Below are 13,776 nucleotides of genomic sequence, written 5' to 3'. Positions count from 1 at the left end.
GGTTGTGTCAGAAATCAGTTCCCGGGCGGGCGGGGGGTTTTCCTCTTTCGCCCGCCGATGGCACCCGATGCGGCCGCCTTCAGGATGCGTCGGAACGTGGGGCACGCCATGTGGCTCGGCGCGGGGCACACGGCCGCGTGGCGCAGGCCGTCGCGCAGGGCGCCGAGCTTGCGGATGGTGCGGTCGAGCTCGTCGGCCTTGGCCGCGAGCATCTGCCGGTCGATGCGCGGCGTGCCCTCCGGCGCGAACATGCGCGCGATTTCATCGAGCGAAAAACCAGCGGCGCGCCCCACCGTGATGAGCGCCAGGCGCTCCAGCACGCCGGGGTCGAACAGGCGGCGCAGGCCGCGCCGGCCGGTGGAGGCGATCAGCCCCTTTTCGTCGTAGAACCGCAGCGTCGAGGCCGGAATGCCCGATTGCCGCGCCACCTCGGCGATGTCCAGATGTTGCACCTCTTGACCTCAAGTCGACTTGAAGTTGCACAGTCTAGCCATCGCCTCCTTTTCGAGGCACATCAAAGGACCAGGACCATGGACGCACAGCAACCGAACGACAACGAACAGGCCGCACTCTGGAACGGACGCGCCGGCCGCGCATGGATCGACGGGCAGGCGACGCTCGACCGGATGTTCGCCTCGTTCGAAGACCTGCTCGCCGACACGGTGCGCGCCACGTCGGCACGCCGGGTGCTCGACGTGGGCTGCGGCACGGGTGGCACGACGCTCGCTGCGGCGCGGGCGGCCAGCGCGCAGGGCGAATGCCTCGGCGTCGACATCTCGCAGCCGATGATCGCGGTGGCCCGCGACCGCGCCGCGCGTGAAGGCTCGACCGCCCGCTTCGTCGCCGCCGACGTGCAGACGCATGCCTTCGAGCCCGCGCGCTTCGACCTCGTCATCTCGCGCTTCGGCGTGATGTTCTTCGACGACCCCGTGGCGGCCTTCGCGAACCTGCGCCGCGCGGCGAACGCCGGTGCGCGGCTGCAGGTCGTCGCATGGCGAAGCGCCGCGGAGAACCCGTACATGACGACGGCCGAGCGCGCGGCGGCACCGTTGCTGCCGAACATGCCGGTGCGCGCGCCGGGCGCGCCGGGACAGTTCGCGTTTGCGGATCGGCATCGTGTCGCGTCCATCCTGCAAGCCAGTGGATGGACCGAAATCGACATCCAGCCGATCGACGTGGACTGCGCCTTTCCCGAGAAAGAGCTGGTCGGCTATTTCACGCGGCTCGGCGCCGTCGGCCAGGTCCTGGAGGACGCGGACGAAGCGACGCGCCGGCAGGTCATCGGCACCTTGCGCACCGCCTTCGAGCCGTTCGTGCAGGGGGATGAAGTGAGCTTCACGGCGGCCTGCTGGCTGATCGGCGCTAAGGCGCCCGCGCATGCCTGAAGCGATCGTCTGTGCAACGCACCCGCTCCTGATCGGGCGCGGCCTTGCCCGCTCAGTGCAGGCCCTCGTAGCGGCTCTTCAGCGCCGTGCAGGCTGCGTCGAACTGCTCGTAGTACGCATCGATGAAGGCTTCCTCATCGCCGGTTTGATCGAGCAGCGTGGAGAGCACGTCGATCTTCTGCGCGCGGGCAAAGGCCGCGAGGTCTTCGATCGCCGTCTCGTGCACGTCTTCCAGCGCATCGAGAGAGCCCGCGTTCCTCACGGCGTAGTCGAGGGCCCACATGCAATGGATGGCCTGCTCGGCGGGCGTGAGCGATGCCTCGCCTTGCGCCGCCCTCTTCCCGATGATCTCGTCGCCGGCTTCCAGGAGCCAGGTCTCCATGTCGTCCGCATCGTTCGCCGCGCTCATGACTTCATTTGTCCTTCCTGTCGATGGCCAGGGACGCCGCGATGCCCAGCGCCAGCCCGATGCCGATTCCCATGCCGATGTTGTCCAGTGCCAAGCCGATGGCAACGCCCACGGCCAGGCCCGCTCCGATGCCCAGGCTCTTGCTTTTCATCGGCGCAGTTTATTCACCGGTGCCGCGTGCAAGACGTATTCTTTGGCAACAAACCTTCAATGCCAGGGGCCTTGACTATATGACCACATGACCACATGACCACGCCGACCACGCCACCCGTCCCTTCACCTTCTCTTTCACCTTCTTCGTCCCCGCCCGGCCCCTCGCCCGAAGCGTTGGAGCGCATGCTGGCCGCGGGCCGCGACGGTGCGCTGCTGCGCATGAGCCTCGCGCTCGCCTACCACCGGCGGGAGGACCCGCAGACGGCCCTTGCACACGTCCAGAAGGCGCTGGCCTTCGATCCGGACTTCACGGCCGCGGGCCGGCTGCACGGGCTCATCGCGCTGGCATTGGGCGACAACGCGACGGCCGAGAAGGCGTTTGCGAAAGCGCTCGACGTGGCTCAGCGGCGCGGCGAGCTTCAGCTGGTGAAGGAGCTCACCGTGCGCCTGCGGCGGCTGCGCCCCGCGGCGCCGCGCTGAGCCCGGCGCCCTAGAGCTCCTGCTCGGGAATGAACGGCGCCAGCAGGCGCAATCGCAGGCGCTGCCACGCGGTGGTTTCCGGTGGCACGTCGAAGACCGTCTGCTTGCCGTCGTCGTCTTCCTCCACCCATTCGACGTTCTGGCTGGCGGCATTCAGGCGCAGTGTGTAGACGCTGCCCGCATCCGCGAAGCTCTCGAGCTGCCGCGCCATTTCCTCGCTCTGGATGATCAGGCCCAGCTCGGTGTTGAGCTTGGCCGAGCGCGGGTCGAGGTTCATCGAGCCGAGGAACACCTCCTTGTGATCGAGGATCGCGTTCTTCATGTGCAGCGCGCCGGTGCGGTGCCCGAAGATGCCGAGCTTGCGGCGCTTGACGCTCAGCGACGGGCTGATCTCGTAGATGGTGACGCCCGCGGCCAGCAGCGCCTTGATGTGCGGCCAGTAGCCCACGTAGACCCAGGGCTCGTCGGTCGATGCGAGCGAATTGGTCACCAGTTCCACCCCCAGCCCCGCCTTGCGCGCCCGCACGAGATTGGCCACCGCCTCGTCGCTCGGCACGAAATACGGCGACACCATCTTGATGTTCTTGTCGGCGCCCATGAGCCAGTGGATGACGCCTTCGGTGACGGTGCCCTTGATCGAGCCTTCGCGCTCGTTGAGCCCCTCTGTCTTGGTCAGTGGATCGAACAGCACCCGCGCGTTGGCCCACAGCAGCGGGCTCAAGCGGCCGTTCGCCAACTCGAAGGGCAGGTTGAGCATGGGCACGATTTCCAGCGGCACGCGGGCCGGATCGCCGTCGGTCGGATGGGTCGGCCTGCCGTCCTGCGGCATCTCGGTCGCCGTGGGGGGCCTGGCGTTCGCAGTCTGGCGCTCGAAGTTGTCCTGCAGCTGCGCGCGGCTCGATGCGCTGTGCGCGATGCGCTCCAGCGGGTAGACGACCTCGCTGTTCCAGTAGTGGTCGAACTCGGCGGACAGGTCGCGCACCACCGGCCCGGCCACGAACGTGTCCATGTCGATGAAGTTGCTGCCCTCGGCATTCATCACGTACTCGTCGGCCATGTTGCGGCCACCGGCGACGGCGGCCGCGTTGTCCGCGACGAAGAGCTTGTTGTGCATGCGCCGGTTCACGCGGCGGAACTCCAGGCCGGAGCTGATGAAGCGGGTGAGCTGGCTGCCGCGCCCGCCGGGAAACGGGTTGAACAGGCGCACCTCGACGTTGGGGTAGCTGGCCAGCCCCAGCAGCAGGTCGTCTTCGCCGGAGGTGTAGAGGTCGTCGACCAGCAGGCGCACGCGAACGCCGCGCGCTGCGGCATCGCGCATCGCGCGCATCAGGGAGCGGCCGGTGTTGTCGCCCTGCAGGAGGTAGTACTGCACGTCGAGGCTGCGCGTGGCGAGCTTGGTCAGTTCGATGCGCGTGGCGAAAGAATTGGGGCCGTAGGGCTGCAGAAGAAAACCCGAGCGGCCGTCGGTGGGGAGCACCTTCTGCGTGAGGGCGGCCAGGGGCGTCTGCGCGTAGCTGCCGATGGCCTCGCTCGGCGGGGTGGCGATCCGCGGAGGCAAGCTGGAGCACGCTGCGAGTGCGACCGCGAAGGCGAGGGCCACGGTCGAGCGAAGCACGGACCGGGCGGGGATGCGCAGCAAGGCCGTTCTGCGGACAGATGCCAGGAAATCCAGAAGCAGTTTGATCGTCATACTCTTTTCTTTCCTGTACCGCGATCGCGCGCTATGCAGCCGCCTCGAAGAAAGCGAGCTTTCGGGTTCGAGGCAGGGCCTTGACCTGGAGCTCCGCCCGCAATGCGGCGCCCTTGTCCGGGTAGATGCGGGCCGCGAGCACGCGCAACGGAGGACGCGCGCGCGTGAACTTGGCGCCCAGCCCGAACACGTGCTGGAAAAAGCGCTGCTCCACATCGAGCGCGATCCCGGCGTAGTACACGCCGCCTTCGCACTCCAGGAGATAGAGCCAATACGGGATGGGCGTGGCGGCGGGCGCGGGTGCGGACTGAGGGTCTGGCTGGGTTCGAGGCACGGCTGGATTGTGCAGCGACAATCCCGGGCATGGCTCAAGGCAAACGCATCTCGGCAGACATCGACGGCGGCGCCCTCCAGGCGATCAGGCACATGGGGGCAGAGGCCAAGCTGGCGCGCACGCGGGCCGGCGAAGGCCAGTCGGCCGCCGCCGCGCGATTGGGCGTTCACGTGCAGACGATCGCGCGGATCGAATCGGGCGAGCCGGGCGTCGCCATCGGCCACGTGCTGGGCATGCTGGCGCTCTATGGCATCGCGACGAAGCTGCTGCTTGCGGACGACGAGCAGCCTGCATCCTGACCCGACCCGCAACGAAGAAGCGATATGAAGATCGAAGTCCATCGGCAAGCGTGTTGCGCACAAGACGACCAGATGGGGCCGCTGGCGCGAACGTTCGAGCTGCCCGATCGATACAGCATCGAAGACCTGGTGAACGCCGTCGTGGCTTCGCGTTTTCTGCAGTATTCATCGACCCATACGGCGCTGCACTGCCGCATCGCGGGCAAGGAGGTGGCTGTCGTCTTCAGCCCCTATGAGGTGCCTGCGCGGGAACCGCTCTTCGTCGTGGCCCCGGACACCGCGGTTCAGGACATTGCGTCGGCGAAGCGCGAGGTCGAGTTCGTTTTCGACCGCAGTTGAGCCATGACATTGACCGGAAACGAACATCCGGCTCGGCACCAGATTCGCGTTCTCTCGGCCTTCAATAGCAACAATGGACATCATCTCTGCGCACGCGTTCAGCAGCAACCATTGAAGTCAAATCGAGACCAGCAATCTCTGTGGATGCTTCTATTGCCTCGCGATATTTCCGCCAACGGAAATCATCGAATGGGTTGACCTGAACTCGACCGCGATATGTCCAAGATGTGGCATCGACTCGATAATCGGATCTGCATCGGAGGCCCCCATCACCGCCGAGTTTCTGGGAAGAATGCACGCCCACTGGTTCAGGGCATGACCATTTTTGACCCACACGACTCGAACGGGCCTGACGGCCGCAAAGCACGCTGGCCGTCTGTTCTGGGCACATTCGCGCTTCACGCATTCGTTGCTCTCTTTGTCGTTCTGCTGCCACCCATCGTTTACGACGCAGTTGTCTCTTCGAGACTTGCAAGCATCGAGTGGCTGCAATTTTCAGGAGGGATCACCTACCCGCTGTATGCCGTCTACTGGATCGCGAAGCTCAGGAATCCTCGCGCCAGATTCATGCTGCTTCACTTGATCCTCATCCTCACGCTCATCTTTTTCGCGGCCTTCGCAAGCAACAGACTCACTCCGATGTTCGTGGCATTCCTGCCGGTCGTCGGCGCGGCTGCCCCGCTTCTCTATGCAGTCGTTTCATGGCTTCGTGGCAACGGCCGGCTGGCTGTGACCTGCCTCGTCAGCAGCCTGGTCGCACTTCTGATTGCAGCGCCCTCTTCCGTTCTTCTCATCTATAGCGCGGCGATCTCTCCCGTTTCGAACATGCGCTACTAGCCGACGGCTTGCTTGGTTAGCGCTGCTCGAATCGAAGGCAATCCGCCGCGAATCGCCTCGCAGAGGAAGTCACACAGGACCGAAGGCCCGAATCTCCCGCCCCAGCGCCCCATAGAGCCACTCGCGGTCATACAGCAACCCGCCGCCATCGCCCTTGCCCATCTTGAGCGCCGAAAGGCGCTGCCCGGTGGCCGTATCCAGAAAGAAGATCCCCTCCTCCGGCGTGAGCACTGCCAGTGCATCGCCCGCCACGACCGGCCGCCCGCGGATGCCGCCTTCGCATGCGGCCTGCCATGCGCTCTCGAGCGACAGCCTGGTCTTGAAAAAGGATCGCTTGCGCTGCAGCACCGCGCAGCGAACGCGCCCCGCATCCGTGCCGAAGTAGATGCGGTCGCCCGCGACCTGCAGTTGCCCGTCGATGGCTTCCTTGTCTTCGAGGTCCAGCCTCGCAAGCAACTCGCCGCTCTGCAGTGAATAGGCGCGCAGCGATCCGCGGGCGCCGATCAAAACGGTATGGTCCTGCACGACCGGATGGAACATCCACTCCGCGCTGTCGACGGCCCAGAGCGCGCGCCCGCTCGACGTGTCCACGCAGTGGAGGCGAACGCCCGCGCCCTTCGCGAGCACGGTCGCGTGGACGACGCGGCCGTTGCTCGCGGCGAGGGCGTAGCTGTGGCCCTGGTTATCGAAAGCCCACACCTTCGAGCCTGTGCGCATGTCGAGGCACCATGTCTTGGACGCGCCGCCGCCGGCCTCCGCAACGGCGAGCCGGTCGTTCCCGACGAGGCAAAGCCTGCCCATGTTGCGATCGCCGCATGGCCCGTCCCACAACTTCCCGCCGCTGCGGTCGAAGGCGTGGACCGTTCCGGAAAAACTGCTGACGTACACCGAGCCGTCCGGTGCCAGCACGGGCTCGCTGAGCACGTGGGGAATGGTGGCGCGCCAGCGTTCCTCACCCGTCGTCCGGTCGAGCGCGACGAGCGTGCTTTCGTAGAAATCCGCCTTGTCGTAGTGAAAGGCGACGAGCACCGTTTCGGCGTCTGCGACAGGGGCTCTTGCGCCGACCTGACGTTCTTTCGGCAAGCGATAGGACCAGTTCAATTTCATGCGCGCGTTCTCGTGGGTTGCGTTCAGGCGTCCGGCGAATTCTTCCGGTGCCGAAGAACTTCCTCATCGATCGTCTCCACCAGCTCCCGAAGCCACGATCGATGGCCTTGGAACGTGTCGAGCCGATCCTCGGCTTCTTCTTTCGATTCCAGGTGTTGGTCCAGAAATCGAAACCCGACCGAGTCTGCGGCATGTTGAAGCGTTTCGTCGGGCAGGTCGCATTGGTACAGGAAGTCGAAGCGCGTGGCCCAGAACCCTTGCTCGGTCCTGGCGATGCGTTCGAATTCGCCGGGAGTCTCGATGCTGAATTGGATGAACTCGAGGCCATCGGATTTTTCCCATACGCCGAAGACGGTGTCACCGCTGTCCCACAGTGGAATCAATGGCGGGCCGGCTGGCACATTGGCGCCGTGATAGACGTAGAACGCGGGCCCAAGGCAACTTGCCCTGAATGCCTCGTGAATGCATTCGCCGGCGGCCAGCCGCCTCAAGGGCGTGGACAGGCCAAGCCGCTGCAGTTGCGCCATCCGCTGCGCCTGCGTGATCACTGCCATGTGGAATCCTCCTCTGTCATGGGGCCGTCGATATTCTGATGCTAGGCTGCGCGCACTCTCTCACACACACGCACAGGAGTTCGGCAATGGGCACGTGGTCTTCGGAAAGCTTCGGCAATGACGATGCGCTGGATTGGTTTGGCCAGTTGCAGGAAGCGCCCAGTGCGCTGCCGTTCATCGAGGAGACATTGACCTCGGGCTCGACGGAAAGCGTCATTGCAGCCGGTGCGGTGCTCGCAGTGCTCAGCGGAAAGGACGGCGGCGACGTCCATCCGGATGTCATCGCATGGTGCGCCGGAAAGGCCGCGCCGCCGGCCTCGCTCAAGCAAGCCGCCATCGATGCGATCCAGGCCATCATCGACGACCCCGAAGCGGATGGGCACGACACGTGGGCGGAGCTGGGTGAAGACGATGAAGACTACCTTGCGTGGCTCTCGAATCTGAAGAGCATTCAGGCCCGGCTTCGATAAAAGGCAAAGCGCAAAGCGCCAGTGGCAGCGCCACCGACGCGACCTAGCGCTTGAACAGCTTGTAGGCCCCGAACGCCAGCAACGCGATGGCGAAGCACAGCATGCCTGCGGATTTTCCGGCCGAGTACCCGGCCTCGGCGCCGGCAGTGGCCTGCGGGAGATTCATCCAGCGGGTCACCGCCCATCCACCCCACACAACGGCGATCACGCCCTGGAACTTGTTCCCCATGAATGCGCTCCTTGGATTTGGAGGGCGATGATATCCATCGTCCGACTCACGACCGCCGGCGCGCACCGATCTCCCAATTCACGACGATCTTGTTACTCCCTCGTCGCCCTTTCGCTCGAATAGATTGGTCATCGCGCCACGCGGCGTACTGGCAACGCCCCCCGGGCCAAGCCGACACGACCATCGAAAGGACACGAGAAATGAACCACCCCTACACCGGCGGTTGCGCATGCGGCGCGATCCGTTACGAGATCCCCGGCGAGCCCGTCTTCCAGAACGACTGCCAGTGCCGCGACTGCCAGCGCAAGAGCGGCACGGGCCACGGCTCGTACCTCACCTTTCCGCGCGGCGGCGTGAAGCACAGCGGCGATGCGACGCTGTGGGACATGGTCGCCGACAGCGGCAACGTGAAGACGCGCGCGTTCTGCCCGCACTGCGGATCGCCCGTGTACATGACCTTCGCCGCGATGCCCGACGTGTTCACCGTGCATGCCGCGAGCCTGGACGACCCGGGCCGCTATCGGCCGCAGGCGGTCACCTACGGCGTGCGCGGGCATGCATGGGATTTTCTGGACCCCGCGCTGACGAAGTTCGAGCGGATGCCGCCGATGTGAAGCCCCCTCGCGCCTATCGCATGTGCGCCAGGTCCCGCAGGTCCGAACGGATCGCGGCGCGGTCCGCGCCGTGCAGCGGCAGGCTCACGAACAGCTCCAGGCGCCGACGCAGCACGAACATCATCTGGATGGCAGCGCGCACCGCGTCTTCGGGGCTGCCGATGGCGGCAATGTCGGGGAAGGCCCACAGCGCCGAATCGGGCTGGCCGGGCCAGCGCGGCTGGGAAGAAAGGGTGGATTCGTCCAGCGTGATGACGAACTCCGCGCGCGGCGCGCCCGATGCGGTCAGGTCGTTCCAGCTGCGTGGCGGCGCATCGAGCGGCGGAATGCCTGCGTTCTGGAGCGCGGCGACGGCGGCGGGGTGAATGTCCGCAGCGACCTTGCCGGGCTGGCCGCACGAGAGCACCGTGAACCGCCCCCCGCCCAGGTGCGCAAGGCTGGCGTGCGCCAATTTGCTGCGAAGGGAATTGCGTCGCGAGACGAAGGTAACCACGATGCCTCTTGCCATGGGTTCCAGTCTAGAACGAAGACATGTCGAACGCATGCGGTGCGGCATTTCGCGAGGCCTGGCCCGCTATCCGCCTTGTGATTTCGATGGTTCCGGCGCGGCCTCTTCCCCGCCGTTCACGAGCTGGGCCTCGATGGCCGCCTTGTCGATGACGGACCAGACGTTCACGATCCTTGCGTCCAGGAATTCGTAGAACACGTTCTCGGTGAAAAAGACTCGCCGGCCGTTCACGGGCAGCCCGAGAAACATGCCCTTCGGGGTGCAGTCGAACTGCAATCGGCTGGCGACATGCGGCGGCTCGGCGATGACGAGGCGGATGTCGAAATGCAGATCGGGAATCTCGTCGCAGTCTCTCTCCAGCATCGCGCGATAGCCGGACAGGCCGATGCGCCGGCCGTTGTGGTGGGCCTCGGCGTGAACGAATTGGCCCAGGCTCGGCCAGTCCCGTGCATTCAGGCAGGCGATGTAGCTTCGATAGATGCGGGGAAGATCCGTCCCGGTCATGCCGATTCCTTTCCTCGAACGAGCGCGCGGCGCAAGAATGGCCGAATGCGGCCGCCCCGGCAAGGGCGATGGCCCGCACGCAGTCGGCCTCCGCCCCCGATGCGGCATACTCCCACCCCCCAAACACGCCACGAACCCACCCGCATGGACAAGGAAGTCGACCCCCACGTACTCGCCGTCATCGATGAGATGCGACTCTCAGGACCGCGGCTCACGCCGGTCGAGATCGTCGCCAAGATGGGGGTGTTCGACGCGCGGGAAAAGCCGTTCGACCAGGCCTGGCTGGCAACGGGCGACAACGTCATCGCCACCGTCTGGGCGGAATACGTGAGCGTGGGCGCCGGCGGGCGCTGGTTCTGCCTCGAATCGCTCGACACGCAGCATCGCCCGGGCGGCGGCACGCGCAGTGCCTTCCAGGTCCAGCGCGCCAAGGACCGCCTTGCACTGCTCAAGCGCACCTTCGACGCAGACCAGGGCTTTCGCGCCGTGCTGCAGACCAACCGGGTCGCCATCGCCGAGCTGGAGAGCAACAAGGCCGCGAAGGTGTCCACGCGCGTGCGCGACGATGCCGAATGGCACGTCGCCAGTTGGGAGCCGGAGCAGCAGCTCGCGGTGCTGGTGCGCGGTGCGCGCGGCTGGACGCCCGACGAGGCGGAAGTGAAGGCCGCCGCGGCGCGGGGCAGCGTACCGGTCGTGGCCGAGGCCGAGCCGGACGTCGCGGCCCCTCCCCCGCCGGCTTCGCGCGAGGAAGTCCAGGCCGCCGCGATGGACTACGTGATGCGCCACTTCAAGGGCTACGGCTACAACGCCGAGGACCTGACCGGCAAGAACATCGGCTTCGGCATCGAAGTGTCGAACGCGAAGGGCGCGACGCTGCTGCGCGTCGTGGTGAAGGGCACCTCCACCGCATCGCCCAAGTTCCAGCTCACGAGCGAAGAGCAGGCCTCGTCGGTGCGCGAGCCGCTTTGGCGCCTGCTGGTGGTTTCCGATGCCGGCACCCCGATCGCGCAGCACAAGATCTACAAGCCTTCGGAAATGAGCCAGGCGCCCGGGTTCGAAGCGTCGGCGTAGTCGCTTGAGGTGTGGGTGCCGCTGTCGTTCACAGCGTCTCCCAGACCTGCACCAGCCCCAGCAGGTGCACGAGGCCGAACACGAGGCAGATGGCCGAGCTCCACACCCAGAAGGCGCTCAGGCGCCGCCGGTCGAACACGAACAGCGCCGCCGCGACGAGCCCCCGCAGCAGGTAGACCGCGGTGATCGCGGGCAGCACGAAGGCCAGCAACGGCAGCGGCTGCAGCACACCCGCACCGGAGAGCGCATAGGCGGCCCAGATCGCCAGCACGCAGGCGATCATCAGGGTGAGGATCGGTGGATACCAATGCCCGGCCGCCGCGCCCTTTGCCATGCGCTCGCCCGCTCCGAAGAAGCGGTACCACGCGGGACCGCCGACGATGACGCAGAGGTGCAGCAGCGCGGCGATGGCGCTGAGCGCAGCGCCGACGATCAAGGGGATGTTGGGCGTCATGCGGGATCTCCAATGCGTTCGCGCGCACGCACGGTATCGCGTGTCGGACCGAAGGCGCCGAATTGCACGGGCAGCCCGCTGAGGGCTTCCACGCGCTGCACCCATGCTTGCGCGGTGGCGATGGGGTGCCCATCGTAGAGGGGCTGTGCGCCCTGCAGCAACAAGGTCAATGCGTGTTGGCGTTCGAGGTCCAACTCGTCGACGAACGGCAGCGATGCGACGCTCGCGCCGTCGGCGCTGCGGTAGCCCATGCACCAACGCAAGCCCGCGCCTTCGACAGCATCGAGGTGGCTCACCACCAACCCGTCCAGTGGCCCGGCTGCGGCAAGCGCATAGCGCAGCAGCACCGCATCGGGATGGCCGCGGCGGAACGCGCCCTGCCAGCCTTCGTCGGCGTTGTGCGGCTCGGCGAATCGCGCGTCGAGCGCGCGGTCGTGCGTGGGCAACGGGCCCGGTCCGTGGCGCGTGAGATAGCTGCGCAGCACGCCCAGGTGCTGCACGGGCGCATCGATGTCCGCGTCATGCAGCACGGCTTCAACGGCGGCCGTCGAGATGGTGCTCCACGTGGTGTGCGGATGAAAGCCGCGCCATTCGTCCAGCAGAACGCCTTGCGCGCCTTCGAACAGCACGGTGCCGGGCTGCGCGAGCCGTGCACCGATGGCATCGGCGCTGGCAGGCGGCGACAGGCGGACACAGGGCGCAGCGGCATCGAGCCAGCGTTGGGCGACCGAGGCATCGCCCAGCAATGCCAGCTCCTGCGCGGCCTCGGGGTGCGATGGCGCCATGTCCGCGAACTCGCGGCGCAGCGCCATGCGCGAAGTCTCCAGCTTGTCGAGAGAGCGCGCGCGGTGCATGAGGTCGCCGTAGCGCAGCGCGTCGCCGGGCGCAGCCAGTGCCTGCCGCACCGTCTCGCCGACACCCACGCCGCACGTGCCATGCGCCGCCGCGCCCCTCGCCCATTCGCGCAGCCGGCCCGCGGCCTGGTGGAACGGCGTGGTCACGCGGCAGCGCGCATCGATCAGCAGGCGCGCGAAGGCATCGGCTACGCCCACGCGGCGCAGCGCTTCTTCCTCGACACGCAGCGCCGTCGGATGCACCACCACCGGGCTCGCGAGCACCGTCGCCACGCCCGCATGAAAACTGCCGGCGCCGAATTGCGAGAAGGTGTGATGCCGCCCATCGGCCAGCACCACGTTGTGGCCGGCCTGCGCGCCGCCGTTGAAGCGCACCACCGTGTGTGCCTGCCACGCGCCGCACAGGTGGTCGGTGAAGAGGCCCTTGCCGCAGTCGCCGAAGCCCAGGCCCAGCAGCGAAACGTAGCGCGTGGGCGCGGCGGTGGTCACACGGTGTTCAGCCGTTCAGCCGAACAGCCGCTTCCACCACGACGAGCGCGGCCCGCTCGCGGCAGGCGGCGCGCGGCGCGGCGCGGTCGGGTCGAGCAGCGCGGCATACGCATCGAGCGCATGCAGCACGCCGCCCACGCGCTCCTTGGCCATGCCGGTCGCGCCCATCACTTTGGCCAGGCCGTCCAGGTTGGGCACGGCCTTCTCGGTGAGCGCGACGATGCCGGCCGCCACGGCGCAGGCGTCGTCGGGCGAATCCATGCAGATGACGTGATCGCCCAGCAGCTCGCGCCAGCGCGGCTCGCAGCGGCGGCGGCGCTGCGCGTCGGGAATCAAAAAGAACAGGTGGGTGGTCTCGGCCGCGGCGGCGATGACTTCCTCGATGGGAATGTCCTCGTCGAGCTTCTCGCCGATGAGGCCTTCGATCTGGTGGCGCGACACCGCCGGGTACGGCAGCTCGTCGCCAGTCACGAACAGGTAGCCGCGCTTCTTTCGCTTGACCCAGCAGTCCATGTCGGTGTGCTGCGCCATCACGTAGAAGGCCAGCTCGTAGCTCTCTTCGCCGCTGCCGCCACCGCCGCCTTCCAGGTAGCTCCAGGTGAGCCATTGGTCCATGAGGTTGGCGGTCGATTCGAACTGGCCGACCTGCAGCGGCGCACGGTCGGAGGTGGCGTCGCCGATGGCCATGAACAAGAGCTGGGGGTCGGCCACGCCGCAGTCCGTCAGGAGCTTCATGAAGGTGGGCAGCTCGCGGCGCGCGAGGGTCTGCGGGATGTCGCCCATGGAGCCGGTGACGTCGAGCGCGAACACGATGCCCAGCGAGTTGGGGTGGTCGGCGTTGTCGCGCGACTCGCGCACCTTCAGGCCGTGCGGGTTCATCAGCGCATGCGTCGCGGTCTGCGTGAACACCTCGGCGCCGGGCTTGGCGGCGCGGTCGGCGATCAGCGCGGTGTGCGCGGCGTGCGAGTAGTTTCCGTAACCCATGGGTGCTCCTTG

The 13,776-nt window shown here is 66.7% G+C and carries 21 protein-coding genes; 8 read left to right on the top strand and 13 right to left on the bottom strand.

Annotated elements, in window-relative coordinates; genetic code table 11:
- Positions 1 to 14: 14 nt before the first annotated feature.
- Entirely contained in the window at positions 15 to 452 is a 438-nt protein-coding gene (locus ACZYRS_RS10165) for a helix-turn-helix domain-containing protein (RefSeq protein ID WP_463419140.1), read from the bottom strand.
- Between the two features lie 78 nt (positions 453 to 530).
- Here ACZYRS_RS10165 and ACZYRS_RS10160 point away from each other — a divergent pair, with 78 nt between their 5' ends.
- Complete coding sequence (locus tag ACZYRS_RS10160) at positions 531 to 1,385, top strand: class I SAM-dependent methyltransferase (protein ID WP_463419139.1); 855 nt, start codon at positions 531 to 533, stop codon at positions 1,383 to 1,385.
- A 52-nt stretch (positions 1,386 to 1,437) separates the two neighbouring features.
- On the opposite strand, the gene ACZYRS_RS10155 is transcribed toward ACZYRS_RS10160, so the two are convergent.
- Together ACZYRS_RS10155 and ACZYRS_RS10150 are read right to left on the bottom strand one after the other, a co-directional pair.
- Complete coding sequence (locus ACZYRS_RS10155; protein WP_463419138.1) at positions 1,438 to 1,794, bottom strand: hypothetical protein; 357 nt, start codon at positions 1,792 to 1,794, stop codon at positions 1,438 to 1,440.
- Between the two features lie 4 nt (positions 1,795 to 1,798).
- A complete protein-coding gene (locus ACZYRS_RS10150) occupies positions 1,799 to 1,945 on the bottom strand; it encodes a hypothetical protein (RefSeq protein ID WP_198786920.1) in 147 nt (48 codons plus the stop codon).
- 95 nt (positions 1,946 to 2,040) lie between these two features.
- Between ACZYRS_RS10150 and ACZYRS_RS10145 the strand changes: the two genes are divergently transcribed.
- Positions 2,041 to 2,427: a hypothetical protein gene (locus ACZYRS_RS10145; RefSeq protein ID WP_463419137.1), complete on the top strand. Its 387-nt coding sequence runs from the start codon at positions 2,041 to 2,043 to the stop codon at positions 2,425 to 2,427.
- A 10-nt stretch (positions 2,428 to 2,437) separates the two neighbouring features.
- Here ACZYRS_RS10145 and ACZYRS_RS10140 read toward each other — a convergent pair whose 3' ends face one another.
- Positions 2,438 to 4,117: a phospholipase D family protein gene (locus ACZYRS_RS10140; RefSeq protein ID WP_463419136.1), complete on the bottom strand. Its 1,680-nt coding sequence runs from the start codon at positions 4,115 to 4,117 to the stop codon at positions 2,438 to 2,440.
- A gap of 31 nt (positions 4,118 to 4,148) precedes the next feature.
- Positions 4,149 to 4,451 (bottom strand): GIY-YIG nuclease family protein, encoded by a 303-nt coding sequence (locus tag ACZYRS_RS10135; RefSeq protein WP_463419135.1) that lies wholly within the window; start codon positions 4,449 to 4,451, stop codon positions 4,149 to 4,151.
- 29 nt (positions 4,452 to 4,480) lie between these two features.
- On the opposite strand from ACZYRS_RS10135, the gene ACZYRS_RS10130 reads away from it, so the two are divergent.
- The 3 genes from ACZYRS_RS10130 to ACZYRS_RS10120 all read left to right on the top strand — a co-directional run bounded on the left by ACZYRS_RS10130 (position 4,481) and on the right by ACZYRS_RS10120 (position 5,926).
- Positions 4,481 to 4,750, top strand: coding sequence for a helix-turn-helix transcriptional regulator (locus ACZYRS_RS10130; RefSeq protein ID WP_463419134.1), 270 nt, complete (start codon positions 4,481 to 4,483; stop codon positions 4,748 to 4,750).
- A gap of 24 nt (positions 4,751 to 4,774) precedes the next feature.
- On the top strand, positions 4,775 to 5,089 hold the full coding sequence (locus ACZYRS_RS10125) for a hypothetical protein (RefSeq protein ID WP_463419133.1): 315 nt from the start codon (positions 4,775 to 4,777) through the stop codon (positions 5,087 to 5,089).
- 315 nt (positions 5,090 to 5,404) lie between these two features.
- A complete protein-coding gene (locus ACZYRS_RS10120) occupies positions 5,405 to 5,926 on the top strand; it encodes a hypothetical protein (protein WP_463419132.1) in 522 nt (173 codons plus the stop codon).
- Between the two features lie 69 nt (positions 5,927 to 5,995).
- On the opposite strand, the gene ACZYRS_RS10115 is transcribed toward ACZYRS_RS10120, so the two are convergent.
- Both ACZYRS_RS10115 and ACZYRS_RS10110 read right to left on the bottom strand, forming a co-directional pair.
- Entirely contained in the window at positions 5,996 to 7,033 is a 1,038-nt protein-coding gene (locus tag ACZYRS_RS10115; RefSeq protein WP_463419131.1) for a PQQ-binding-like beta-propeller repeat protein, read from the bottom strand.
- A gap of 23 nt (positions 7,034 to 7,056) precedes the next feature.
- Positions 7,057 to 7,587 (bottom strand): hypothetical protein, encoded by a 531-nt coding sequence (locus ACZYRS_RS10110; protein ID WP_463419130.1) that lies wholly within the window; start codon positions 7,585 to 7,587, stop codon positions 7,057 to 7,059.
- Positions 7,588 to 7,673: 86 nt separating this feature from the next.
- Between ACZYRS_RS10110 and ACZYRS_RS10105 the strand changes: the two genes are divergently transcribed.
- Positions 7,674 to 8,057: a DUF4259 domain-containing protein gene (locus tag ACZYRS_RS10105; RefSeq protein WP_463419129.1), complete on the top strand. Its 384-nt coding sequence runs from the start codon at positions 7,674 to 7,676 to the stop codon at positions 8,055 to 8,057.
- Between the two features lie 43 nt (positions 8,058 to 8,100).
- Here ACZYRS_RS10105 and ACZYRS_RS10100 read toward each other — a convergent pair whose 3' ends face one another.
- Complete coding sequence (locus ACZYRS_RS10100) at positions 8,101 to 8,286, bottom strand: hypothetical protein (RefSeq protein ID WP_463419128.1); 186 nt, start codon at positions 8,284 to 8,286, stop codon at positions 8,101 to 8,103.
- 200 nt (positions 8,287 to 8,486) lie between these two features.
- Between ACZYRS_RS10100 and ACZYRS_RS10095 the strand changes: the two genes are divergently transcribed.
- Positions 8,487 to 8,900, top strand: a complete 414-nt coding sequence (locus ACZYRS_RS10095) for a GFA family protein (protein ID WP_463419127.1) — start codon at positions 8,487 to 8,489, stop codon at positions 8,898 to 8,900.
- Positions 8,901 to 8,913: 13 nt separating this feature from the next.
- Here ACZYRS_RS10095 and ACZYRS_RS10090 read toward each other — a convergent pair whose 3' ends face one another.
- Together ACZYRS_RS10090 and ACZYRS_RS10085 are read right to left on the bottom strand one after the other, a co-directional pair.
- Positions 8,914 to 9,408 carry an arsenate reductase/protein-tyrosine-phosphatase family protein gene (locus ACZYRS_RS10090; protein ID WP_463419126.1) on the bottom strand — a complete coding sequence of 165 codons (495 nt, stop codon included), beginning with the start codon at positions 9,406 to 9,408 and terminating at the stop codon, positions 8,914 to 8,916.
- A gap of 66 nt (positions 9,409 to 9,474) precedes the next feature.
- Entirely contained in the window at positions 9,475 to 9,912 is a 438-nt protein-coding gene (locus ACZYRS_RS10085; protein WP_463419125.1) for an ester cyclase, read from the bottom strand.
- Positions 9,913 to 10,056: 144 nt separating this feature from the next.
- Between ACZYRS_RS10085 and ACZYRS_RS10080 the strand changes: the two genes are divergently transcribed.
- On the top strand, positions 10,057 to 10,983 hold the full coding sequence (locus ACZYRS_RS10080; protein WP_463419124.1) for a protein NO VEIN domain-containing protein: 927 nt from the start codon (positions 10,057 to 10,059) through the stop codon (positions 10,981 to 10,983).
- 28 nt (positions 10,984 to 11,011) lie between these two features.
- On the opposite strand, the gene ACZYRS_RS10075 is transcribed toward ACZYRS_RS10080, so the two are convergent.
- Genes ACZYRS_RS10075 through ACZYRS_RS10065 form a run of 3 tightly spaced genes read right to left on the bottom strand, consistent with a single transcriptional unit; the run spans position 11,012 to position 13,764 of the window.
- A complete protein-coding gene (locus ACZYRS_RS10075) occupies positions 11,012 to 11,437 on the bottom strand; it encodes a hypothetical protein (protein WP_463419123.1) in 426 nt (141 codons plus the stop codon).
- Positions 11,434 to 12,780: an adenylosuccinate synthetase gene (locus tag ACZYRS_RS10070; RefSeq protein ID WP_463419122.1), complete on the bottom strand. Its 1,347-nt coding sequence runs from the start codon at positions 12,778 to 12,780 to the stop codon at positions 11,434 to 11,436. The genes ACZYRS_RS10075 and ACZYRS_RS10070 overlap by 4 nt, the downstream gene beginning before the upstream one ends.
- A 15-nt stretch (positions 12,781 to 12,795) precedes the next feature.
- On the bottom strand, positions 12,796 to 13,764 hold the full coding sequence (locus ACZYRS_RS10065) for a VWA domain-containing protein (RefSeq protein ID WP_463419121.1): 969 nt from the start codon (positions 13,762 to 13,764) through the stop codon (positions 12,796 to 12,798).
- Positions 13,765 to 13,776: the final 12 nt, after the last annotated feature.

This window comes from Variovorax sp. AC194 (assembly GCF_979257995.1).
The sequence above is the reverse complement of the archived record's forward strand: the minus strand, read 5'-3'. Positions and strand labels throughout refer to the sequence as shown.